Consider the following 24,249-nt stretch of genomic DNA (forward strand, 5'->3'; position numbering starts at 1 on the left):
ATGAGTGACACCACAGAGCACAAGCAGAACGCAGAGAGTGCAGAGGCTGATGGCGCCAACCACTACTACAGCGAGCAGTACCTTGAGTTGCAAAAGGAGCCGGTTTTATATGAGTGGCAGATTGATCATCGGCAGAGGTTGGTGAGAGAGATGGCTGCGGGTTTATGCGGTTTACTTTGGTTTATTGGTTTAATGATTTTTATTAACGGTGATAATGAGCATGACTGGCAAATAACTCTCATGTTTCTGGTGTTTGGTGTATTAGGAGCACTTCAAGGACGTTATCTTTTTTCGCCTAATCAACTCTATCACTACCGAATGACTGCCAAGGGGATTTACTACACCCAGCAAGACAAGATCCCGGAAGTGGCTTATAGCATTATGCGTGGGATTGGTGGTTTGTTGATTGTGGGTAGCATCATTGCAGTCGGCTTGGTAGGCCCGCTGGCATTGGCCGGTGCAGGTGCAGGTGCATTTCTGGCCTTTAAAATCACCAATATGAAGCCAAGGATCCGCCATTATGGGTGTATTTTTAAGGGGGCAGGTGAAATATCAGTTTTTGGCAAGCTGTGCGGTATGGAAATCATGGAGATCCCGTATAGTGGAGGGGAATACGCACTCGTATTTAGCAAGCCGGAGGAATATCAACGTGTACTTGGTGATATCACGCGAGCGTTGCCGCACTATAAAGTGATTGAAGCTGCGAGCCGTAAGGAGTTTGGTTATTGAGACATGGGGACAAAGAAGCTGTAATTAAGCTTCTTTGTCCTTTGATTGACTAATAACAGAGCAAGATAGGCGACCCGGTGGCAGAGCGTTTAAGCGGCCAACCCCTGTGCTTTATGGCCCGTGGCACCTTGTAGAGTTAAAATAAGATGAATGACACCACAGAGCACAATCATAACGTAGAGAGTGCAGAGGCTGATGGCGCCAACCACTACTACAGCGAGCAGTACCTTGAATTGCAAAAGGAGCCGGTATTATATGAGTGGCAGATTGATCATCAACAATATCGCGTGTGGTTAGCCATTGCAGTGGTTGGGGGGGGCTGTGGGCCATCAGTATTGGTTTTTTAATATTTGGTAATAATAATATTGACAGACAGTTAAGTCTTTTCTTTTTTGTTTCAGGTGTTTTGGCTGCGCTTCAGGGGCGTTACTTATTTGCACCCAATCAACTCTATCACTACCGAATGACTGCCAAGGGGATTTACTACACCCAGCAGGACAAAATCCCGGAAGTGGCTTACACCATTGCACGCGGGATTGGTGGCTTGCTGATTGTGGGTAGCATCATCGCAGTAGGCTTGGTTGGCCCGCTGGCGCTTGCCGGTGCAGGTGCAGGTGCATTTCTGGCTTTTAAAATCACTAATATGAAGCCGGAAATAAAGTATTTAGGTGCACTTTATACCGCAGAAGGAACATTGAAGTCATATAGAAAGGATAATGCGTTCATTATTGAAAGCTCACCCTTTAAGTTAGTTAATCACATAGTGATTAACTGCAATGCTGATGATTTTGATCATGTTTACAAAATAGCCAGGCAGTTCACCCCGAATCATAATGAAAGAGAAGTCTTTACGTATCGTGAATTCAGAGGGTGAACAGGTTGAGAGGCTATGTTGATGCTGCCTCAACCTGCTCAGAGGCCAAATAAAGAGTTGAAATAAGATGTGTGACGCCACAGAACGGCAGAGCGTAGAGAGTCCAGAGGCTGATAGCGCCAACCACTACTACAGCGAGCAATACCTTGAATTGCAAAAGGAGCCGGTTTTATATGAGTGGCAGATTGACCATCGGCAGAGACTTGCATGGGAACTTCCGATTGCCATAGGTGGCTTTCTTTGGTCAATCGGGATCTATTTGTTATTAACGAATGGTGAGGGTTTTTTCCCTAGGAATATATTCCTTTTTATTTTTGGGGCTGTCGCAATACTTCAGGGACGTTATCTTTTTACCCCCAATCAACTCTATCACTACCGAATGACAGCCAAGGGGATCTACTACACCCAGCAGGACAAGATCCCGGAAGTGGCTTACACCATTGCTCGCGGCATTGGTGGTTTGTTGATTGTGGGTAGCATTATTGCAGTGGGTTTGGTGGGCCCTCTGGCACTGGCCGGAGCGGGGGCGGGTGCATTTCTGGCCTTTAAAATTACCAATATGAAGCCAAAAATAAATCATTTTGGACGTTATTTTCACTCTGGTGATGGCACATTCTCTACATTTAGGTCTGGGTACTCAATAAAAATTGAAAGCATCCCTTTTAAAGTTCAAAATTTCTGTGTTGTACATTGTATGCCTGAAAATTTTGAGGAAATTTATGCGTTTATGAAAAAACAGCTTCCTCAATTTGATGAGATGGAAGTGTTAAGCCGCAAAGAGTTCGGTTATTAAGCCATGTGGCAGAGAGGCTGCAATTCAGCTTTTCTGCCCTTTGATTGACCAATAATGGTGCCACCTGCAATAGCGCCTGTCAGCCTCAAGGGTCAGCAGCTTGAGATCGGGTTACCCGGTTATATCAACAATCAAGCTGCCAGTGAAAGGCACCATCATAGGGTTGCAATAACATGAGTGAAACAACAGAACAGCCGCAGAACGCAGAGGCTGATGGCGCCAACCACTACTACAGCGAGCAATACCTTGAATTGCAAAAGGAGCCTGTTTTATATGAGTGGCATATTGACCATGCCCCGCGAGCAGCATGGTCATCGTCACTGTTAATGGGTGGTGTGTGTTGGCTAATTGCATTAATGATTTTTATTAATAGCGATAGTCAGAACCCCTGGCCGTTAATTTGGGTGCTTTTAATACTGGGTGTGTGGGGTGTTATTTTTTCGCGCTACTTAACTGACCCCAACCAGCTCTATCACTACCGAATGACTGCCAAGGGGATCTACTACACCCAGCAGGACAAGATCCCGGAAGTGGCTTACACCATTGCACGCGGGATTGGTGGCTTGTTGATTGTGGGTAGCATCATTGCTGTCGGCTTGGTGGGGCCGCTGGCATTGGCCGGTGCAGGTGCGGGTGCATTTCTGGCCTTTAAAATTACCAATATGAAACCAAGAGTGTTTCATAGTGGCTGTCAGTTCAAAGGTTTTGGTGGTCTTTCCATATTTAGAGATGTTTATGGGATCAAAATTATAGAGATGCCAAGAGAGACGGGGCAGTACGGCATTGTGTTAACACACAAGGAAGATTATGAACGCGTGCTAAATGATTTAGCTCGTTCACTCCCTGACTATCAAATTACCGAAGCCAAGTCGCGCAAAGAGTTCGGTTATTAAGCCATGGGGCAGAGAGGCTGCAATTCAGCTTATCTGCCCTTTGATTGACCAATAATGGTGCCACCTGCAGGCGCAGCGCTTTGTGGCAAGAGCAACCTTTACCAGTGGAGTGGTCTTGACCGTAGAATCTGATATCACACTGCCAGTGAAAGGCACCATCATAAGGTTGCAATAACATGAGTGAAACAACAGAACAGTCTCAGAACGCAGAGGCTGATGGCGCCAACCACTACTACAGCGAGCAATACCTTGAGTTGCAAAAGGAGCCGGTTTTATATGAGTGGCAGATTGCTCATCGGCAGAGGTTGGTGAGAGAGATGGCTGCGGGTTTATGCGGTTTACTTTGGTTTATTGGTTTAATGATTTTTATTAACGGTGATAATGAGCATGACTGGCAAATAACCCTCATGTTTCTGGTGTTTGGTGTATTAGGAGCACTTCAAGGACGTTATATTTTTTCACCTAATCAACTCTATCACTACCGAATGACCGCCAAGGGGATCTACTACACCCAGCAGGACAATATCCCGGAAGTGGCTTATACCATTTCTCGCGGCATTGGTGGTTTGTTGATTGTGGGCAGCATCATCGCTGTGGGTCTGGTGGGGCCGCTGGCACTGGCCGGTGCAGGTGTCGGTGCATTTCTGGCCTTTAAAATAACCAATATGAAACCTCAAATAAATCATTATGGTTGTAAGTTTTCCAAAAAAGCTGACATCACCATTTATAGAGGTGTATATGGCATTGATATATTTGGTCGGCCATTTGACTCTGAGGGGCATGCAACCATATTCACTAACGCGCAAAAATACGAAAACGTATTGAATGATATTATTGGTTTCTTACCTGAACATAAATTGATAGAGGTTTCGACGCGCAAAGAGTTCGGTTATTAATTCAGGGCGAAGAGGCTGTAATTCAGCTTCTTTGCCCTTTGATTGACCAATAACGGTGCAATTTGCAATAGCGCCTGTTTTATTCTCATTTTTTCACTCTGCGAAGGATTTCCCATGACATATCGAGTCTTATGCCTGGCAGTGGCAGTCAGTGTGCTTGCAGCCTGTTCTTCCACTGCCCCACGTACTGACGCCGAGCTATCCCAAGCTGCAAAGCAGGGGGATGGCCGCGCCCAATATGAGCTGGCCAGACGGCTGGCAACCCAACCCGATTACCCCAATGCCATGCACTGGATGCAGCAAGCGGCTGAGCAGTCGGGCCCCTTGGCTGCCGATCAGCAGATCCGCGCCAACGCTGCGTGGCAAGTGGGTGACTGGTATCAGGCCGGGCTCGGTGAGCCCAAAAATCCGGCGCTCGCTACCCAGTGGTGGCAACGCTCTGCGCGGCTTGGCAACACCCATGCCAGTTATCGACTGGGCGTGATGTGCCAGGAGCAGCATCAAGGCAAACTGGTGAGTGAATGCCTCGACTGGTTCGAGCAGGCCGCCAAGCGGGATCATGCTGACGCTCAGCTGGTACTGGCCCGCTGGTACAGCACCCAACCGGGGGCCGATACGGATGCCGTCAAGTGGCTTGAACGGTCCGCAGAGCTTGGCAACCGTGATGCCCAGTACCTGCTGGGCGAGCGCTATGCGCAAGGTAAAGGGGTCGCCAAACGGCCGGATCTTGCGCAGCGCTGGAACGACAAGGCAGCAGCCCAGCAGCAACCGGACGCTTTGCTAAAGCAAGCCAGACAGGCCGCCCCTATCCATGGGTTCGCTGCCTATCAACGGGCTGCCAATGCCGGTTCTGCTGAAGCCGAGCTCTGGCTTGGCCAGGCTTATCTGGCCGGGGAGTTGGTATCAGCAGACCCTGCTTTGGGCCGTTACTGGCTGGAGCTGGCCGCTGCACACGGTTCCCATGAGGCCGAATATCAATTGAGTTTGCAGCAGGTAGACCGGGAGCAGCAGATCCACTGGTTAATGCGTGCTGCTGACGGTGGTGTGACCAGGGCATGGTTCGATCTGGCAGCACTGCAGCAGGAGCAAGGTGAACTGGAGCAGGCCAGAGCCAGCTATGCCAAGGCCGCCCGGAAAGGGAATAGGGCTGCACTCTATGCCTACGGTGAAATGCTGCGTTTGGGGCAAGGGGGTAAAGAAGATTACGCGTTGGCACTCAAGCAGTATCGGCAGGCGGCCCAACAGGGTGATCGTATGGCGCAATACCGGATGGGAACCATGCGTGAAGAGGGACTGGGGGCTCCGCGTAACCGGGTACATGCCTATGCCTGGCTGTCATTGGCGGCAACAGAAGGGATGCCGGAGGCGGTGCAGGCTCGTGACGAGCTGGAAGCAGCGATGACCAGGCCGGAAGTCAAACAGGCGCAGAAACTTTCAGAGCACTGGTTTGGCAAGATGCCATCACCGGCGAGGACAAGCTAAACAGCGTAGCTGCGGGCTCCGGCCTTTTTCTGAATCGAGGTCAGAACGATACGATCGCAGCCCCTCTTCAGCGGGAAGAGGGGCCGCAATAGTGCTCCCTGGCGGGCCGAGTTAGCCGAGGCTGGCCCAGGCCAACCGCAGTTTCAGTCCCGGGCCCGAGCTCCAGCCAGTGGTGGAGCTCACCACTTTACCCTGCTTGATGATGAGGAAGCTGGGGGTGACGCTCACCTGCCAGCGGGCGGCAAGGTCGCCATGCTCATCATTGTGGGTCGGGAAGGTCAGCCCCTTCCTGGCCATCCCCTGCTGCAACCTGGCTTGGTCGCCGGAGCGCAGCGCCACTGTCAGCACGTTTTCGCCGTCTCGCCATAGCTGCTCCACTGTCGGTGTGGTAACACGGCAGACTGCGCACCAGCTGGCCCAGTAATAGATCAGCAGTGGTCTGTCCCGACTCATTGTCTGCAGGTCGGCCAGAGTGCCATCTTGCAGCAGCAGTTGAGGCAGCGGGCTTTCCTCTGGCAGCGCCGGACTGCGCCAGAGGTCCAGCGCTGTCGAGATAATCACCGCCAACAGCAGCAGCCAGAGGGCTTCCTTGCTCCAGCGGCGCAGACGGAGGATCCGGGATGATGTTGCTGTCATGACTGCCCCTTGATGACCAGTGCGTTTTTGACGTTGCGCCCGAGCGCTACATGAGGGAGATCAGCCGATTGCCGATAATTTCCCCCTTGCGCTGCGGGTATGCCCCGCTCTCCCGGCAGGGTCTGTATGAGCAGGATATATCTCATCTTGTTTCTCCTTGAACAGGGGCGTTCGCAGCGTGCTCCAGAGTGGCCAGCAGAGTTGCACGGTCCAGCAGGGGAGAGAGGATCTCGCCACCCGGTAGCCCGGGGCCATAGATTTGGTTGAAAGGAATGGCCACACTGCCGCGTTGGCGCAAGAAGCCGGCGATGCTGTCGGAGGGGCGGCTCCAATCCCCGCGCAAGGCCACCACATCGGGGGCACTCAGGGCTCGTTGCACATCATCGCGCAGCAGCACGTTGAATTTGTTGGCTTTGCAGGTGATGCACCAGTCGGCGGTCACATCGACGAAGACCCGCTTGTGTTGTGCCAGGGCGTCCTGGATGGCCTGCTCCGAGAGTGGCTGCCAGTTGACGGTATCCTGTGGTGGTTTGCCCTCCATGGTGAAGGCGCCGCCGAGCAGCAGGGCTGCGGCCAGCAAGCAGCCCAGCGCCAGCCCCAGGGTTACACCGCGAATACCGTGGCGCCATACGACCGCCAGCAGCAGGGCTGCCAGTATCAGAGTCATCAGGATCACCACCCCGTTATGGCCGATATGGTTGCCAAGCAGGCTGAGCAGCCAGAAGCTGGAGCCCAGCATCATCAGGCCGAGCAGGATGCGCAGGCGCCCCATCCAGCGTCCCGGTTTTGGCAGCCAGAGCGCGAGACGGGGCAGGGCGGCGATGAGCAGCCATGGCAGGCTCATGCCAATCCCCAGTGCGGTAAAGACAAGCCAGAGTTGACCGGATGGTGCCCCGAGCGCAAAGGCGACTGCGGTACCAAGGAAAGGGGCGGAGCAGGGGGTTGCAAGCAGAGTGGCAAAGCAGCCCTGCAGAAAGTGACCGGCCATGCCGTTGCCACCCGCGGTTGCCAGGCGGGTGTTGACATTGCTGGATAACCTGATCTCGAACAGCCCCAGCAGGTTGGCACAGAACAGCAAGGTCACCACGACCATGAAGCCGATAAACCAGACGCTCTGGAACTGGATACCCCAGCCGACGGCCCCCTGGGTGGCGCGCAGCAGGGTGCTCATCAGTGCCAGCGTCCAAAAGGAGACCAGGATACCTGCGCTTGCCGCCAGGAACTGCAAGCGAACCGGGCGACGCTCACGGGTCTCCAGTTGCAGTACTGATCCCAGCTTGAGGGCCAGCACCGGCAACACACAGGGCATCAGGTTGAGAATAAGCCCACCAAGCAGTGCAGCCCCCAGGATCCAGCGCAGCGAGTGGCCACCAGCGGGTAGTGGCAGGGGATCACCTATGGTGACCTGGCGCTGCCAGGCTTCATCACCATTGACCAGTACCACGCCCAATTGCTGATGACGGATATCCGGTGCATCCCCTTGCCAGCCATCGCTGACCGGAATGCGGGCAATCAGGGTATTGCCCTGCACCTCCAGGCTGGGCTCGCCAAACTCGACCCCCTCCAGCTGCTGGAGGAAAATCTGCGGAGCCCGCCACCCCTCTTGCTGCTTAGCGCTCAGCTGTAGCCGGTTTTGCTGGTAGCCGGCCTGGAGGTTGACGCTCTTGGGCATGGCTTGTGGCAGCTTGCTCATCGCCTGTGCATAGGCAAGATCGAACCCGTCCGGTGCCGTACCATCCAGAGCAAGGGCAAAAGGGTAGTCGGTCAGGATGCAGACGTTGCTGCAGGTTGAAAGGCGTAATGTGCCGGTCAACTCTTTGCGGTTGCCATGGCCAAGGCTGATGGGAAAGGTAACGGCCTGCTGATACCCCTGGGTCGACATGCCGCTGACCGCGAATCGCTCTGGCACTGGCCAGTGCCATTGTTGAGTGAGTTGGGGATCATCCCAGAGAATTTCAGGGGCAATTCCCCCTTCACCCGGGTTTTGCCAATAGGTTTTCCAGCCGGACTCGAGTGCCAGACTGAGCAGCATCCGGGGCTGTGCCGGATCCCGGCTATCTGCTTGCAGCCGGATTTGTGCGTGATCGTTGCGGGGGCTGGTGAGCCAGCCGGTATCGCTGGCCAATCCGATGGATTGCCACAGCAGGCTGCCCAGCAAGAGGGCAGTCTTGAAGATGTTTGACATGGTGTTGTCTCTTGAAAATGAAAGTCAGGGTTGTTTAAGCCGCGACTGACTCATTCTCGCCAGACACAAAGGGTGAGATGAAGCCGCCGTTCTGGCGGAGAGATATTTCTGGGTGGGGGGAGGGGGGGCGAGCAACGGGGCAGTGGTGCCAGCAGGGCGATCAGGAATGCGATGGCAAAGAAGATCTGTTCGGCGCATTGCAGGCTGGCGGCACTGAGCCACTTGCCGTTGAGATGGCAACTGCTGGGTTGCGGCGTTGCGGCGCGGCCATCCTCATCGACATCGATGGCGGAGGATGGGGCGGTCAGCATATGGCAGCCAGCGGCTATCTCCAGCTGAGCCAGCCTGGTCAGCGGCTGTAGTGCACAATTGAGCAGCAGAATGCAGACCAGCAGCAGGAGTCTTGTCGCCACGCGTTGTCGCAAAATCATGTTGCTCCTGCCTTCTTGGAATGGGGCACATCCTATCGATCAATGACAGCCCGGGCAAGCCGGTCGGATGGATCCCCGTTTCTTGCAACCGGTGAGTTGCCACCCAGCCCTCGTAACTGGCCGAGTACCGAGCGTGCTGGCCAGATCAGTCTGCCAATGCTCCGGACAAGGGCAATCGCTCCGCTACCAACAGTCAGTGATGTTCCGCGCATGCAGGCAGTCAGTGTAAAGAGAACCCGTCGAGTACTGAATGGACATTGGGATATGGGGACCCATGTCGAGACGAGAGAAAGGCCAGGCTGAAGATGGTTCATTTGGCGCAAAATCATCTCTTTTGGTCGCCAAATATTGAAAGCGTTTTCAGAAATCCTTTTCAACTGTGATCCGCTTCAAAGCTTTTTCGGGCGCCAACCTCTAGCATTGGCCCCACGAATTAGGGGCTAGCGCTCCCGATTTTCCCGCTGTGGGAGGTAACCGGATGATCCGGCTATTTCCTTCGTTACTTTCGACGGTCATCACGGATGGCCGTTTTTTTTTTGAGTTATTTCACGGTAAAGGGTCGAGTGGCTGACGCTTTCCCGTTAAAATTCCGCTTTTGCATCTGCCCGTGAGTCTTGATGTCTGCCTCCACCCTCTCCCCGGATAGTTATCTGCTGCTCAGTGCCTTGCAACTGCAGCGTGTCGCCAGTACCCGTCTGTTACAAGATACGCTGGGGGCGGGCCATGAGCTCGCCAGCCACCTGACCCGGCTCCATGACGCCGGCCTTGTCAGATTGCGCGGGGAGCAGCAGTGGAGCCTGACTGCAGAGGGGACGCTGGCGCTGATCCTGGGGGTGCGGGCTGGGCTTTGTGCTGCCCCTGACTGGAGCCGGGTCTCCTCGGTGACCGGCCAGGATCTGGTGCACGGGCTGGTGCGCGAGCTTTGCAGGGGCAAGGCGGGCGAGATCCCGGCTTTCTTCTCTCCCGGTGATCTGCTCACACTGCTCGATACCGCAGATGCCCATCTGCTGCTGGCGGGTTCCAGCCCCGCCTGGCAGCAACTGTTGCTGGAGCACTTCTCGCTGCAGCTGCTTCTCGATGCCCCTTATGAAGAGCACTGGCCGCTGGCCAATGCGCTAGTGCGCTGTGCCCCCGAGGTGCAGGCGCAAGGTAAGGCGTTTGAGGCGGAGTGGCGCTGGCTCTGTGGGGATGGCGAAAGCACCGATTCCAGCCTGTTGTGGCCTGCCCTGCAGGCGGTTGCCTCGCAGGGGGAGTGTGGCCCTTTGGGTGAGCGGTTGCTCACGGCTCTGGGCCAGTGGCAGGCCGAGGGTCATGAGGGGCAGTGGCCGCGTGCCTTCAGTGCTTTGCTCTGGCTCGGCTGGTTGCAGCAGGCAGACCCCGTCATTGCCAGCGAGCAGCGCAAGAAGTGGCAGCGCAGCCTTGGCGGACAATTTCCGCTGCTGGCCGATCTGCTCAGCCAGTGGGCCGGTGAGCGGCATGGGCAGGCGGTCGGGCTGTTCGATACCCTGCAACTGCCGGTGGAGGAGCTGCACTGGGGCTATCTCTGGCTCGATCTCTGCGCGCTGGCCCGTCACGGCGCCCAGAGCGCGCAGGTGGCCATGCTGCACAAGTGGGATCTCTCCCACCTGCTTGACGCCGAACCCCATCATCGGCTGATGGCGTTTTGTCAGGATCTGCTGCGCCTGCTGCTGGGAGAGGGGGCCAAAGGGGCGCCACTCTGCCAGCTGCGCAACAGCGAGGCCGAAGACGAAGAGTCAGAAGAGGAAGGCGGCGAGGAGAAGGGGGCAGCCTCCGCCAGCTGGCTCAACTGGCTGCAGGGGCTGGGACGTGCCAGCGGTGTGCGCAAGCCGCAGGAGCGGCTGGTGTGGCTGCTTCACGCCGATGGCCCCGAGCTGGAGTGCAAGATCCAGAAACTCAGCACCAAGGGGGAGTGGACGGCGGGCCGCCGGGTCGATCCCACCCTGCTCTCCACCCAGTATGCGGCGCTGCTCGATGAGCACGACTGGGCAGTGGTGCGCACCCTGCCGCGGGTGATGGGACGCTTGCCCCGGGATGTCTGGGCGCCGCTGGCCGATCACCCCCGCCTGTTCAACGCCAAGGGGCAGAAGCTGCAGCTCGCCATCACGGCGCCGCTGCTGCAGATTATCGCGACCGAAGAGGGGATGAGTGCCTTGCTGATCCCAGATGCAGCCGCCCGCGGGGCCCATATCATGCCGCTGGCGCAGGATCTGTGGCAGCTCATCCTCACCCCGCAGCCGCTGCTCGACCGTTTGCCAGCGCTCGAATCCATCCCGCTGCTGCCCGCCGAGGGGATGAGCGAGTTGCAGCGCACTCTGGACGGGATCGCCGATCTGCCTTGGCACAGCCAGGTTGAGGGATTGCACGGCAATGCCGAACTGGCCCCCTGGCCGGGCATTCCTTCGGTGCAGCTCGATTGGCAGGATGGCCAGCTGGCGGTCAAGCTGGTGACCCGTTTTGACGAGTTGCCTCCCCAGCCTCTGGGCAAGGGGGAGAGCATCATCCGTCAAGGGATCAAGGGTAACCACTATTGGCAGCGGGATCTCGGAGCCGAGAAGGGGCAGGCCCAACTGCTGCGCAATCAGCTTCCCATCGATCTGCCCGGCAGCGAGTGGCGCCTTGAAGGAGAGCAGGCACTGGCATTGGTCAATGCCCTGCCGGAGCTGGTGGATACCGGTGTGGTCATTCACTGGCATCAGGACAGCACCCGCCTCAAGAGCCTCGATGAAGCGGCACTGAGCCTGCGCATCGAGCGGCGGCAGGACTGGTTCCAGGTCGAAGGGGCGCTGGCCCTCGATGAGCATCAGATCCTCGATTTGCGCCTGATCCTGCGTCAGCTGACCCCGGGTCAGCGCACCGTCCAGCTCGACGAAAAGACCAGCCTGATGCTGAGCGACAAGCTGGTGGAGCGGCTTTCCATGCTGGGGGCCATGCTCGACGACGAGCAGCGGATCAACCACAAGCTGGCCTATCCGCTTACCCGTCTGCTCTCGGTCATCACCACCGAGGGGGATACGGCATGGCAATCTCTGCAGCAGGAGTGGCAGCAGGAGGTATCCTGCCCGCCGGAGCTGCTCACCGCGCTGCGGGATTACCAGAAGGAGGGGGTGCGCTGGATGGCGACCCTGGCCCATCACGGTTTTGGCGCCTGTCTGGCCGATGACATGGGTCTTGGCAAGACGTTGCAGGCGCTTATCGTGCTGCGCATGCGCCAGCACCTTGGCCCTGCGCTGGTAGTGGTGCCCAAGTCGGTAGTCACCAACTGGCAGGAGGAGGTGGCCCGTTTCGCCCCCGAGCTGGAGGTGGTGATCTTTGACAATCCCGCCGAGCGCGAGCGCATTATTCGCGATGCCAAAGCGGGGCAGGTGATCATCATCAATTACGGTATGCTCGGCAGTCTGGCGGAGGCGCTCAAGGGGCGTCGCTGGCCCTCCATGGTGCTCGATGAGGCACAACAGATCAAAAACGCCGGTACCCAGCGCGCCAAGTTGTTGTTCCAGCTGGAAGGGGATTTTCGCCTCGCCCTCTCCGGCACGCCCATCGAGAACCATCTGGGGGAGTTGTGGAGCCTCTTTACCTTTATCAACCCGGGGTTGCTCGGCAGCCTTGGCGAGTTCAAGCGCCGCTTTGGCAAGGCGGTCAAGGATCCCCAGCATATGGCGTTGCTGCGGGCGGTGATCAGCCCCTTCATCCTCCGTCGTCTCAAGCAGGAGGTGTTGACCGAGCTGCCAGACAAGACCGAGATCATTCACCACATCAGCCTCTCCCCCGAAGAGCGTCAGCTCTACGAGGCGACCCGGCGTGAAGTGGTGCAGCAGGTGCAAAGTGCCGATGGTCGTGCCCTGATGCATGTGTTGAGTGGCCTGACCCGGTTGCGCCGGCTTTGCTGTTCGCCGGAGCTGGTGATGCCCGAGTGGTCGCAAACCAGCAGCAAGCTGGATGAGGCGATGGCCCTGCTGGAAGAGGCGATCGACGGTGGTCATCGGGTGCTGGTGTTCAGCCAGTTCGTCGACCTTCTGAGTCTGTTGCGGGCCCGCATCGAGCAGAAATCTTGGGATTATTGTTATCTGGATGGCGGCTGTTCGGCCAAGGCGCGGCAGGACTCTATCCTGCGTTTTCGCCACGAGGAGGTGCCGCTGTTCCTCATCAGCCTCAAGGCGGGGGGCACCGGCCTCAACCTCACCCAGGCCGATACCGTGCTGCACCTCGATCCCTGGTGGAACCCGGCGGTGGAAGATCAGGCGAGCGATCGGGCGCACCGGATGGGCCAGACCCAGCCGGTGACCGTCTATCGGCTGGTGTGCGAGCAGACGGTGGAGGAGAAGATCGTCGCCCTGCACGACGAGAAGCGGGCGCTGGCCGATGGCCTGCTGAGCGGCCAGTCCGAGGTGCGCGGGCTAGATGTGGAGAGCTTGCGGGCCCTGCTGATGGGCTGATTGGCGACGCCACCTTTCATACCTCCTATCGATACAGAAAAGGGAGAACATCCAGAGATGTTCTCCCTTTTCTTATTTGGGATACAGATGCGGGATACTCGTTTATCGCGGAAAGGCGGCCCGGTTATCCCAGATCCAGCTATCCCAGATCCAGTCACCCCTGATAGAGATAGAGGTGCAGCCGCTCGATGATGGGCTCGCCGCCAATTTTGCGATCTCGCCGCGCCTGCCGGCTCTTGGGAGGATAGTTGCCCAGATGGGTGACTGCAGGCGGGGTATCGGAGCAGAGCAGCAGAGGCAGGCTCGCCTTGATCTGCTGCTTGCGCGGGGTGCGCTCCAGCCAGAGCAGGTTGATCATCGGGTGAGTCTTGACCGGGCGGCGGATCCGCAGCTCGGCATCGGCGGGCAGACGGCGAATGTCGTACACCTCCTGATCCACCATCTTGCTCCACTCCTCGTTGTTGGAGAGGGCCGGTATGTAGCGGCGGCTGCGCTCCAGCATCTCAAGCACCTGCTCGCGACTGAGGCGATTGATGGTCTGCTTGTCAGCCCAGGTAAAGCCAAGGGATTGCAGCTCCCCCGCCAACAGGGTCAGTTTGCGGTAGACCTGCAGAGTGATCACGCCGGGCAGGGCGGTATGTACCAGCTCGAACTTCTCGTCCCGTCCCCCCGCCTGCTGCACCAGCCCCTTGAAATCGAGCTTGCGCTGATTGATCTCCTCAACCAGAGGCTGGATCAGCGGAGCGGCGGCGGCAGGAAAGCGCAACCAGCCGGGCAGCCGATGAGTTGCCTTGGTGGAGCAGCCGGGGCGGGCGCTGTGGTCCCGATAAGCGGCGAGGGTGGCCGCCAGCGCGGCTTCACCGTTGAGATAGCCCACCTCAATTTGCTCGATCGGGTCGTGTTCTTCCCCCTGTGGCACCGGGGGGAGGGGATAGACATGGGCCTCCTGCAGCTCGAGTTGGCCAAGCAGATCGGCCAGCTGGTTGAGAGAGGCTTCAATGGCGGCCATCTGTTGACGCAGGGCGGCGGTCGGGGTAAAGGTATCCATCGATGATCCTGTGGTCTGACCCGCTGTTGACGACACCAGGTATGACATCGCTGCGGGTAGCAAAACTACTGTATAAATAAACATACCAGCATGCGGTTAGAGTGCCAAGAGGCACTTTGAGGAGGGGGCAATGTGCGCCTCTGAATGGGGATGCGGTGCTGGTTTTATTTATGTTTCATTGTGTTAAATAAGGGTAATCACAAGATCATTAAATTAACAATTTCGTGTAACTCCGCTGTTGCCAGTTGTTCACACCTTGTCCATCCCTGCATATGTAAAGCAGTAAAATGCATATATAGATGGGGGCCATGCAGCACAATATGCTGTGCGACTCTGCTGGCCAACCATGAAGATAATTAGTTGTTTAAAATCAGGGTGTTAAAATTAAATCCTGCCATTTTTAAACATTAGATTTACTAATGTAACGTATCAAAATTCGTCAATTGAGTCGGTCTGACTCCCTGACTAAGCTTTGCGCATCAAATTGAAGCCCAGTGCGTAAACAAATATTCAGAGGAGCCACATCATGGCCAACATGACTTATACCGAAACCGGTTACCAGCATTCCAGCCAATTGAATCTGGTTGCTCGCGTTAAAATGACCGTTCTGACCTGGCTGGAGCGCAGCCGTAGCCGTCGCCAGCTCTCCGAGCTGCCCGAGTACCTGCTCAAAGACATCGGCCTGAACGAAGCTGACCGTTATCAAGAAACCACCAAGCCGTTCTGGCGTGGTTAATCAACCGGGCATGGATGCCTTGTTTTTCTGCTGAGTCGTTTGCTGTTCTGCCCCGTGGCGCCCAGCCGCCAGGTCTGTTGTCTGTTTTATCTCCCCCCGCTTTACGTTGATCCTTTTTCCTCTCCTCTTTATTCCACATCGCTACTGTCATTGCTGTCATCGTTAGATTGTTATCACACTTGTATCGTTAATGTTTGAATTTGTTTAAAAATCGGTTTTAAGCCGCAACGCCTTGCGTATAATCCGGCCATAGTATTCCAGCGCAAGAGGGTGAGACGGATGATTCCCCAGCACGATTTTTTGGCCATGACCCGCAGCCACGAGTGGCAGCTCGATCCCTTTGATTTTGCGCTGCCGGATGGCACGCAAGTCAGCGTCTGGGATACCGGTGTCATCTGTCTGGAGCCTGCCAGCGGAGCGAGCGGCCAGCCGGGGGGGCGCAAGGATATCGTCCTCTCCTGCGGTATTCACGGCAACGAGACCGCCCCCATCGAGATCTGCAACCAGCTGCTGAGCCGTCTGCTCTCTGGCGAGCTGAGCGCCCGCCATCGGGTGCTGTTCCTGTTTGGCAATCCGGCGGCGATGAACCTCGGGCTGCGGGAGGTGGAGGAGAACATGAACCGGCTCTTCTCTGGCGCCCACAGCAAGGGGGAGGGGCTCTGCAATCGGGAGCGGATCCGCGCCATGCGTCTCGAGCAGTATGTGAGCCGCTTCTTTGCCGATCCGGCTCGTCCCCGTTACCACTACGATCTGCACACCGCCATTCGCGGTTCGCGCCACGAGAAGTTCGCCGTCTACCCCTTTCCCCACGAGCGGCCCCACTGCCGCGAGCAGGTGCAGTTCCTCGGCGCCTGCGGGGTGCGCACCATTCTGCTCTCCGCCAGCCCGACCACTACTTTCAGCTACTACAGCTCACGCCAGCATGGAGCCCACGCCTTTACGGTGGAGCTGGGCAAGGTCCGGCCATTTGGTGAGAACGACATGACCCGCTTTATCGAAACCCGGCAGGCACTGCAGGAGCTGGTCACTCAGGATGAGGTGGTGCTGGAGCCGTGGCGGGCGGATGATTTCACTCTGTTTGTTATCGATCGGGTGATCACCAAAAAATCAGCGGACTTTCGCTTCCTGTTCGCCAGCGATGTGGACAACTTCACCGAATTCCCCCAAGGGTTCGTGCTGGCCGAGGATGGTGAGCTGCGCTACACGGTGGAAAAGCCGCGTGAGGCGGTGGTCTTCCCCAATGCCAATGTGGCGATCGGCCAGCGCACTGTGTTGCTGGTTGTGCCGACAAGGCTCTGGGAATAGCGGTGATAGTTTTGCCTGCAGAGTGATGATGCATCCGCAGGCGGCGCCAAGTCATTGTTTTAGTCGGTGGCTCAGACACAGCAGCGGTTAGCCGCAGTAATAAAAAACGGGGCCAGTCATCTGACTGGCCCCGTTTTTTATCGGGTTCAAGCGGTGAGGCTTAGCTGTTGTTCTTCACAAACAGGGTCAGCTCCTGGCCGGGCTTAAGGTAATCCCCTTTATCCAGCTGGTTCCAGCGCATCACATCGTTGATGGCCACCTGGAAGCGAGCCGCGATGGAGGAGATGGAGTCGCCACGGCGAACCTGATACACCATCGATTTGTCGCTCTTCTTCCCTTGCTTGGGATAGACCACCAGCTTCATGCCTGGCTTGAGCGCCGACTTGGCATTCAGACCATTCCACTTGGCGAGCTCTTCGTGGGAGACGCCGTGTGCCTGGCTGATACTCCACAGGTTGTCACCCGAGCGCACCTTGTAACTGACCTTGGCCTTCTGGCTGCTGCCACGGCTTGCCAGCTGCTGCGGTTTGCTGGCGGAACTGGCCTTGCTGCTGACCTGACCGTGGGTCGGGATCACCAGTTGCTGACCGCGACGCAGGTTGTTGCTGCGCAGATTGTTGGCCAGCTTCAGCTCACTCACGCTGACGCCATGATTCTGGGCGATGCGTGACAGGGTATCGCCACTGGTGACCTGATAGGAGCGGGTACGAATACGCTCGCTCTTGGGCAGATCGGCCAGTGCCAGCTCCAGGGTATCGGCATATTCTACCGGTACCAGCAGGCGGTAAGGGCCACGGGGCGACATCACGCCACGGCTCAGGGCCGGATTGACCTCCTTGAGCTGTGACGTGCGCAGACCGGCCAGTTGGGCGGCCACATTCAGATCGATCTGGCTGCCGGTCTCCACCACTCGCAGCTTCGGCTCGTTGGCGAGCACCGGCAACTGGATATTGTATTTGTCAGCATTGCTGATCATGTCAGCCATGGCGAGGATCTTGGGCACATACATCCGGGTTTCGCGCGGCAGATCGAGCGACCAGTAGTCGGTCGGCTTGCCTGCGCGCTGGTTACGCTGGATGGCGTTGCGCACCCGGCCTTCACCGGCATTGTAGGCGGCCAGCGTTTGCAGCCAGTCACCGTCAAAGAAGCGGTTCAGGTATTCCAGATAGTCGAGCGCCGCATTGGTGGAGGCCAGCACATCGCGCCGTCCATCATACCAGTTGTCGTGGCGCAGACCGAAGTTTCTGCCTGTCGCTGGCACAAACTGCCAGAGTCCGACGGCATTGCTGCGGGATCGGGCATGGGGATCAAACATGCTCTCGATCATCGGGACAGTAATAAGCTCCATTGGCAGCTCACGCCGTTCAATCTCCTCTACCATCAGATAGAGGTAGGGTTCAGCCCGGCTGGCAATGGTCGCCAGATGCTTATCATTGCGCAACAGCCACTCACGTTGCTGGCGGATGCGCGGGTTGTCCGGAGTTTCCAGTTGCATATCATCGCTGATACGCACCCACAGATTGTCCGTCTCTTCCATTTCATCCAGTTGTTCATCGCCAAACAGGAAATGGGAAGAGTGTTTTTTATGCGCTTTTTTCTTGACCTGGGGGGACTTGATCGGCTCGATTGCCGTTAGCGCCCGGTCATCCTGATGGCTCAGGTTTTGGCAGCCGCTGAGCAACAGCGCTGCCAATAAGGCCGTTCGTACCTTCATCTCGTTCCGGTCATTTTTGGGAAAAACAGCCCGCATCATAAGGGGCAATGGCCCCCTGATCAAGGTTTGTTCAAAAAACGTCCTTCCACTGACGCAAGATGGTGAAGGTATCTACCGGATTTTCCACGCATTTTAGCCCCTTCTTTTCAGCAGAAAATTTTACCGAATCGAGCTCGCAGCGCAGAAAAACATTAAACTTGCGTTCATCCTCCAGCCGGGTGGGCAGGCTTGGCAGCCCTTGTTGCCGCAGTTTGCTGATCAGTCCGATCTGATCACGGATCGCCGGATTGTCCGGTTCAACTGCATAGGCAAAGCGCAGGTTGGAGAGTGTGTACTCATGGGCGCAGTAGATCAGGGTCTCGTCGGGCAGGGCGGCAAGGCGCTGTAACGAGTGGTACATCTGTTCCGGCGTCCCTTCAAACAGGCGGCCACAACCGGCCGAGAAGAGGGTATCGCCACAAAAGAGCATGCCGTTACCATAGTAAGCGATATGGCCACGGGTGTGCCCGGGCACATGGATTACCTCGAGGGCGAGGCCGTGCCAGTTGATCTGATCACCATCTTCGAGCCACTGGCCATGATGATCCGGCATGGGGTCAAGTTTGGGGCCATACAGTCTCGCGTGGGGGAAGTGCTCGAGCAATGTGCTGACGCCTCCCACATGGTCATGATGGTGGTGGGTGAGCAAGATGGCATCAAGCACGAGATCCAGTGCCGAGAGCCGCTCCAGCACGGGGGCGGCATCGCCCGGATCGACAACCAGACAGTGATTTTCGTGTCTAATCAACCAGATGTAATTGTCATTAAAGGCTGGAACTGTGATCACTGGATACATGAGTCTGCTTCTCTTTAGGGAGGGTATCTTATATAACAGGATGGCGTTCGAAACCGCGAGTTGAACCCTATTATGCAGGTGGCACGTACCGAACAACAAATCGAGATCCCGACCAGCTGGTCAGCGCTGCCTATGGGTGACTGGGTGGCGGCCGAAATTCAGGAGCGGCTCGACAGCTGGTGCCCCAACTTGTTCGGGTATCACTTGCTCAAGGTCGGAGCCCTGAGCGCCGAGCTCTCCTGCAAATGTTCATCCATTCGTCATCAGGTGGGTGTCGCGCCTGAGGGACGACTGCTGGACATCTATGGCGATCCCCTCGAGCTGCCGGTGCGAACCGGCAGCGTCGATGCCTGTCTGCTGGCTCACTGCCTCGATTTCTCCGCCGATCCCCATCAGGTATTGCGTGAAGCCGAAAGGGTGCTGACCGATGATGGCTGGCTCATCATCAGTGGTTACAATCCGGTGAGTCTGGTGGGAGTTGGCCACTGTATCCCTTTTTTACGGCGCAAGTTGCCCTGGTCTGCTCGGATGTTTACCCCTGGGCGGGTGACGGACTGGCTGCATCTATTGGGGTGTGAAGTGATGTTTGACGAGCGTTTCGGTTACTCGTTTATGGGTAAACAGAGCTGGCACAGCTGGTGGCGGGAGAGTATCGGGCGGGATTATTGCAAGGCGTTTGCGTCGGTATACGTGATTGCTGCCCGTAAACGGCGTTTTCCACTGATCCCGGTGCGGCGGCGCTGGCAACTGCCAAAGTCCCTCGCCACACCGGGCATGGCCCGTCAGGGCTGGTAACCGGTATCCTCGGCCAGATCCTTGCCGCAGGCGGCATCTCTGGCCAACTCGTCGCACCGTTCGTTCTCCGGATGGCCGGAGTGGCCCTTTACCCAGAGCCACTCAATCTGGTGGCGACCCACTTCTGCATCCAACTCCTTCCAGAGATCGACGTTCTTGACCGGTTGACGATTGGCGGTCATCCACCCCTTCTTTTTCCAGCCGATGATCCACTGGGTGATCCCCTGGCGCACATATTGGCTATCGGTGGTGAGGCGCACCTTGCAGGGCTCGTTGAGGGTTCGAAGCCCCATGATGGCTGCCATCAGCTCCATCCGGTTATTGGTGGTCAACTTGAATCCGGCGGAAATTTCCTTGCGGTGCTTGCCGTAGACCATCACGGCCCCGTAACCACCCGGGCCCGGATTGCCGAGGCAGGAGCCGTCGGTATAGACATCAATCTGTTTTAACATGAGCAATCAATCTGTTTTAACATGAGGCTTGGGGTAAACTAGCGAGTAAGTAAAGCCGAAGTTTGACATAGATTGGATCATGAACACACCCCAACTGAATCGCCAGATCATTCTGGATACCGAAACCACAGGTATGAATACCGGTGGTGGCCCCGTTTACCTTGGCCATCGCATCATCGAAATCGGCTGTGTGGAGGTGATCAACCGCAAGCTGACCGGTAACCACTATCACGTTTATATAAAACCTGATCGTCCGGTCGACCCGGAAGCGGTACAGGTGCATGGTATCACCGACGAGTTTCTGCGGGACAAACCGTCGTTCAGCCAGATCGCCGACGAGTTCCTCGAGTTCATCCGCGGCGCCGAACTGATCGCCCACAACGCGCCGTTTGACGTGAGCTTCATGGACTACGAGTTCAGCAAGCTCGGACTCAACTTCAAAACGGCGGATATCTGCACCATCACAGATACCCTGGCGATGGCGCGGGATCTCTTCCCCGGCAAGCGCAACAACCTGGATGTGCTGTGCGATCGTTACGGTATCGACAACTCCCACCGTACCCTGCACGGGGCTTTGCTCGATGCGGAGATCCTGGCGGACGTCTACCTGCTGATGACCGGCGGCCAGACCAAACTCAATCTGGCCACCGAAAGCAACGAAAACGAAAGCAATCAGGACACCAGTATTCGTCGGTTAGAGAGCAACCGACCCGCCCTCAAGGTGGTGCGTGCCAGTGCCGAGGTTCAGGCCCTGCACGAGGCGAGACTGGATCTGGTACAGAAAAAGGGAGGAAGTTGTCTGTGGCGGCAATGAGCAAGTGGTGTGCCGGTCTGCTGTTGTTGCTCTCGCTGGGGGCTATGGCGACCGAGGTATTTGCCCCTTCCGATATTCCGCTGCTGGATAACCGCTTTCGCATCGATTACGGCGTGAAGGAGATCACCTTCATCATCAAGCGCAAGCCGGGCACCCCGTCCGTGATCCTGGTTCGCCCCGATGGCAGCAAGCTTTACGTGGGCAAGGTCAAACCCGCAGATGTGGGTTGGCTGGCGCTGCCGGAGCATGATCTCATTACCCTGCGCAATCCCATGCCGGGCCCCTGGCAGGCGATTGGCGAGGTGGATCCCGACAACCGGGTGCGCATTCTCTCCGATATCCGGCTCGATATCGCCGCCCTGCCGATGCAGCTCTATCAGGGGGAGGTGGTCAAGCTCAAGGCGTGGTTGCTGATCAATGGTCAGCCGCCGCAAGATAAATACTATCTCTCTGATCTTGGCATGACCGTCAAGCTGCAATCGTTCAGCGATGCCGATAAGAAAGAGGTCGTGCTGGATCAAGTACTTGGCCACTATCGCGATGATGGCAAGGGGCTCGACGAAGTGCCGGGCGATGGCATCATGACGGCGGAAGTGACGCTGCAGGATATTCCCGGTGGCAAGTACCGCGCCATGTTCAGCACGGGCAATCAGGTTTTTGTCCGTGCCCGTTATCAGGATGTTCTGCTTTACCCCTATCCGTTCAGCTATAACTTGTCGCCGCCTTCGGATGAGCTGGGTGCCAAGCTCTCACTGCTAATCGACCGTGATGAGCTGGATCCCGCCTCCGTGGTGGTCAAGGGGAGTGTGACCAGCAATGTGGGCGGCCTCTACGAGTTCAGCGAGACCGCCAGCGACCCCAAGCTTGATATCGATCTCTCCAACATCAAGGAGGTCGGTCAGCATGAGGTGAAAGCAACCCTCTATGGCACCACTCGCCTGGGGCGCGAGCTGAAAATCGAATTACCGGTAAAGACCTTCAATATCTTCCCGCCTCCACCGCCTCCCGCAGAGGTGGCGTCGGCAGCTGCTCCGATTTCCAGCGCCGAGTCTACCGAAGAGCAGCCTGAAGAGGGAATGGGGTGGCTACTTTGGGTTCTGGTTGGGGGTGGGGTACTACTGGTGTTGCTGGGAGGCGCAGGTTTTGTGGTGATGCAAAAACGGCGTGCTTTTAAACGTGCGCTAGCAGCAGCTCAGGCTGAAAATCAACAAAACGGCCAACCGGCAGCCAAGCTGGATCTCAATTTGCCAGAGCAGTAGCCCAGACTCGGGAAAAACGATACACCAGAGAGAAGAAACCGCCCTCGATAAGCAGGGCGTTTTTTTAGCTCGAACCCTTAGGATAAGGGATTGGCAGCAATCAGTGATCGCCAATATAGACATCCTTGTTCTGCTCGCGGATTTCGAGGAACTTGTCCAGATTGGCCATCATCAGCTCGACCAGCTGGGGGTCGAAATGCTGCCCCTTCTCCTCTTCAATCAGGGCCAGCACCTTGTCCAGCGGCCACGCTTTCTTGTAGCAGCGATCCGAACCCAAGGCATCGAACACATCGGCCAGTGCCACGATCCGTCCTTCCAGTGGGATATCGGCCCCCTTCAAACCGCGGGGATAACCGCTGCCATTCCACTTCTCATGGTGATTGCCTGCTATGGTGGCGCCAATCTGGAACAACGCCAGATCGCTGCCGGAGAGCATATCCTGACCGAGTTGGGCATGAGTTTTCATGATCTCCCACTCTTCCGGGGTCAGCTTGCCCGGTTTGTGCAAAATGGCATCGGGAATACCCACCTTGCCAATGTCGTGCAGTGGTGAGGCCCGTTTAACCAGCTCGCTCTGCTCTTCGCTCATCCCCAGCAGATGGCAGAAAAGCTCGGTGTAGAGCGCGACCCGTTTGACGTGTAACCCTGACTCCTTGGAGCGGGTTTCGACCAGTTCGCCGATGCGATAGATGATCTCCCGCTGGTTGTCGGCGATCACCTCGTTGAGCCGGATATTTTCAAGTGCCACTATGATGTTTTCGGTAAACAGGGTCAGCAGGCTGGTATCGATCTGACTGAGCTGGCGAGTGGTCTCGATATGAAACAACAGGTGGTGGCGCGGGTTTTGGCAGTAGAGCACCATCTGGTTGGTGTTGTAGATATTGCAGCCCCGGGTCATGGCCTGACGCAGTATCTCGGGTGCCTCTGTCAACCGCACCGGGGGATGACCTGGCAGCAGGGGCTCCAGCAGTTGATCCTTCACTTCGTAGGCATATTGTTTTACATCGTAAATCTGGGTCTCTCCCAGATGGAGCAGGGCGCTCAGCTGCTCTTGGGCGCCTTCGACAAACTGACGCAGCGCCCGTTTCTCAAAGATCCCCTTGGAGGCCTCAATGACTTTTTCCAGCCCTTGCCGGTTGCTTTCCAGGGTGCGGATATCCCGATAGGAGCGCAGGCTGGCACGCAGCAGGGTGCGCAGCTTCTGGGAGGTGAGCTCGGTTTTATCCTTGTAGTCGTTGATGTCGTAGTTGGTCACCACGTCATCTTCCGGCGCTTGGCCGGGTTGGCCGGTACGCAGCACGATTCGTACCATCTTGTTTTGCAGCTCTTCACGGACATATTTGACGACATCAAGACCGGCGTGATCGACCTCCATCACCACGTCCAGCAGCAGCAGTGCAACATCCGGGGTGGTGGCCAGCAATTTTTTTGCCTCTGCTGCCGAATAGGCATGCAGAAACTCGATGGGACGATTGTCAAACTCGAATTTGTTTAAAGTGATCTTGGTGATGCGATGCACTTCCGGTTCATCGTCAACAATCATCACCCTCCAGCCTGCTTGCTGCGCGTCGGGGAGGGAGAGCTCGTCATCATCAATAATCAGGATCTGGTCATCCATCATACAATCCTGTTTGGCATCCTGTGCTTACATTAACTGCTTCACTAAGGATAGGAAACTTATTGAGAAATAAAATTTGATCTCGAAAAACTATGGTCGAAATAGGCAAATGGAACCCTGCGTGACAGTGTTGTTGTCCGGCTGCTTTCTTCGTCCAATCATGGGACTAGCGTGCATAAGCCCGTTTCTCTGTTCGGGGGCTGATGGTAGTGATTAGTGATGTTTGAGCCGGATAGACGAGAAATAATCGCATTTGATAGTGATTCCCATTTGTGTGTAGCATAGGCAACACACTCAACG

Annotated in this window: 20 protein-coding genes; 12 read left to right on the forward strand and 8 right to left on the reverse strand. The window is 56.6% G+C overall.

Annotation, left to right across the window (positions count from 1 at the left end; all coding sequences use genetic code 11):
• The 6 genes from I6L35_RS12965 to I6L35_RS12990 all read left to right on the forward strand — a co-directional run bounded on the left by I6L35_RS12965 (nucleotide 1) and on the right by I6L35_RS12990 (nucleotide 5,667).
• On the forward strand, nucleotides 1–729 hold the full coding sequence (locus tag I6L35_RS12965; RefSeq protein ID WP_216978382.1) for a hypothetical protein: 729 nt from the start codon (nucleotides 1–3) through the stop codon (nucleotides 727–729).
• A gap of 289 nt (nucleotides 730–1,018) precedes the next feature.
• Entirely contained in the window at nucleotides 1,019–1,603 is a 585-nt protein-coding gene (locus tag I6L35_RS12970) for a hypothetical protein (RefSeq protein WP_216978383.1), read from the forward strand.
• A 67-nt stretch (nucleotides 1,604–1,670) separates the two neighbouring features.
• On the forward strand, nucleotides 1,671–2,396 hold the full coding sequence (locus I6L35_RS12975) for a hypothetical protein (protein ID WP_216978384.1): 726 nt from the start codon (nucleotides 1,671–1,673) through the stop codon (nucleotides 2,394–2,396).
• Nucleotides 2,397–2,569: 173 nt separating this feature from the next.
• Complete coding sequence (locus I6L35_RS12980; protein ID WP_216978385.1) at nucleotides 2,570–3,289, forward strand: hypothetical protein; 720 nt, start codon at nucleotides 2,570–2,572, stop codon at nucleotides 3,287–3,289.
• 176 nt (nucleotides 3,290–3,465) lie between these two features.
• On the forward strand, nucleotides 3,466–4,185 hold the full coding sequence (locus tag I6L35_RS12985; protein ID WP_216978386.1) for a hypothetical protein: 720 nt from the start codon (nucleotides 3,466–3,468) through the stop codon (nucleotides 4,183–4,185).
• Nucleotides 4,186–4,299: 114 nt separating this feature from the next.
• The gene (locus tag I6L35_RS12990; RefSeq protein ID WP_216978387.1) at nucleotides 4,300–5,667 is read left to right on the forward strand and encodes a tetratricopeptide repeat protein; all 1,368 of its coding nucleotides are present in this window, start codon (nucleotides 4,300–4,302) and stop codon (nucleotides 5,665–5,667) included.
• 111 nt (nucleotides 5,668–5,778) lie between these two features.
• Here I6L35_RS12990 and I6L35_RS12995 read toward each other — a convergent pair whose 3' ends face one another.
• The 3 genes from I6L35_RS12995 to I6L35_RS13005 form a co-directional block, all read right to left on the reverse strand.
• Nucleotides 5,779–6,303: a protein disulfide oxidoreductase gene (locus I6L35_RS12995; protein WP_216978388.1), complete on the reverse strand. Its 525-nt coding sequence runs from the start codon at nucleotides 6,301–6,303 to the stop codon at nucleotides 5,779–5,781.
• Nucleotides 6,304–6,445: 142 nt separating this feature from the next.
• The gene (locus I6L35_RS13000) at nucleotides 6,446–8,488 is read right to left on the reverse strand and encodes a protein-disulfide reductase DsbD (protein ID WP_216978389.1); all 2,043 of its coding nucleotides are present in this window, start codon (nucleotides 8,486–8,488) and stop codon (nucleotides 6,446–6,448) included.
• Between the two features lie 50 nt (nucleotides 8,489–8,538).
• A complete protein-coding gene (locus I6L35_RS13005) occupies nucleotides 8,539–8,919 on the reverse strand; it encodes a hypothetical protein (RefSeq protein WP_216978390.1) in 381 nt (126 codons plus the stop codon).
• Nucleotides 8,920–9,536: 617 nt separating this feature from the next.
• Between I6L35_RS13005 and I6L35_RS13010 the strand changes: the two genes are divergently transcribed.
• Nucleotides 9,537–13,373: a DEAD/DEAH box helicase gene (locus I6L35_RS13010; RefSeq protein ID WP_216978391.1), complete on the forward strand. Its 3,837-nt coding sequence runs from the start codon at nucleotides 9,537–9,539 to the stop codon at nucleotides 13,371–13,373.
• A 154-nt stretch (nucleotides 13,374–13,527) separates the two neighbouring features.
• On the opposite strand, the gene I6L35_RS13015 is transcribed toward I6L35_RS13010, so the two are convergent.
• A complete protein-coding gene (locus I6L35_RS13015) occupies nucleotides 13,528–14,421 on the reverse strand; it encodes a DNA replication terminus site-binding protein (protein WP_216978392.1) in 894 nt (297 codons plus the stop codon).
• Between the two features lie 526 nt (nucleotides 14,422–14,947).
• Here I6L35_RS13015 and I6L35_RS13020 point away from each other — a divergent pair.
• Together I6L35_RS13020 and astE are read left to right on the forward strand one after the other, a co-directional pair.
• Entirely contained in the window at nucleotides 14,948–15,157 is a 210-nt protein-coding gene (locus tag I6L35_RS13020) for a DUF1127 domain-containing protein (protein ID WP_005337823.1), read from the forward strand.
• Between the two features lie 279 nt (nucleotides 15,158–15,436).
• Complete coding sequence (gene astE, locus I6L35_RS13025) at nucleotides 15,437–16,462, forward strand: succinylglutamate desuccinylase (RefSeq protein WP_216978393.1); 1,026 nt, start codon at nucleotides 15,437–15,439, stop codon at nucleotides 16,460–16,462.
• Between the two features lie 160 nt (nucleotides 16,463–16,622).
• Here astE and I6L35_RS13030 read toward each other — a convergent pair whose 3' ends face one another.
• Nucleotides 16,623–18,176 (reverse strand): LysM peptidoglycan-binding domain-containing protein, encoded by a 1,554-nt coding sequence (locus I6L35_RS13030; protein WP_216978394.1) that lies wholly within the window; start codon nucleotides 18,174–18,176, stop codon nucleotides 16,623–16,625.
• Between the two features lie 70 nt (nucleotides 18,177–18,246).
• On the reverse strand, nucleotides 18,247–19,011 hold the full coding sequence (gene gloB / locus I6L35_RS13035) for a hydroxyacylglutathione hydrolase (RefSeq protein ID WP_042055494.1): 765 nt from the start codon (nucleotides 19,009–19,011) through the stop codon (nucleotides 18,247–18,249).
• A gap of 72 nt (nucleotides 19,012–19,083) precedes the next feature.
• Here gloB and I6L35_RS13040 point away from each other — a divergent pair, with 72 nt between their 5' ends.
• On the forward strand, nucleotides 19,084–19,806 hold the full coding sequence (locus I6L35_RS13040) for a methyltransferase domain-containing protein (RefSeq protein WP_202003466.1): 723 nt from the start codon (nucleotides 19,084–19,086) through the stop codon (nucleotides 19,804–19,806).
• Here the strand turns inward: I6L35_RS13040 and rnhA are convergent.
• Entirely contained in the window at nucleotides 19,794–20,258 is a 465-nt protein-coding gene (rnhA, locus tag I6L35_RS13045; protein WP_005337815.1) for a ribonuclease HI, read from the reverse strand. The genes I6L35_RS13040 and rnhA overlap by 13 nt on opposite strands.
• A gap of 79 nt (nucleotides 20,259–20,337) precedes the next feature.
• Between rnhA and dnaQ the strand changes: the two genes are divergently transcribed.
• Together dnaQ and I6L35_RS13055 are read left to right on the forward strand one after the other, a co-directional pair.
• Nucleotides 20,338–21,072, forward strand: coding sequence for a DNA polymerase III subunit epsilon (gene dnaQ, locus I6L35_RS13050; protein ID WP_216978395.1), 735 nt, complete (start codon nucleotides 20,338–20,340; stop codon nucleotides 21,070–21,072).
• Complete coding sequence (locus tag I6L35_RS13055; RefSeq protein ID WP_216980283.1) at nucleotides 21,069–22,331, forward strand: TIGR03503 family protein; 1,263 nt, start codon at nucleotides 21,069–21,071, stop codon at nucleotides 22,329–22,331. Before dnaQ ends, I6L35_RS13055 begins: the two co-directional genes overlap by 4 nt.
• A gap of 100 nt (nucleotides 22,332–22,431) precedes the next feature.
• Here the strand turns inward: I6L35_RS13055 and I6L35_RS13060 are convergent, their stop codons facing one another.
• A complete protein-coding gene (locus I6L35_RS13060; protein WP_216954328.1) occupies nucleotides 22,432–23,949 on the reverse strand; it encodes an HD domain-containing phosphohydrolase in 1,518 nt (505 codons plus the stop codon).
• Nucleotides 23,950–24,249 lie beyond the last annotated feature (300 nt).

This window comes from Aeromonas sp. FDAARGOS 1405, assembly GCF_019048265.1.
In the GTDB taxonomy this organism is placed as follows: domain Bacteria; phylum Pseudomonadota; class Gammaproteobacteria; order Enterobacterales; family Aeromonadaceae; genus Aeromonas; species Aeromonas veronii_A.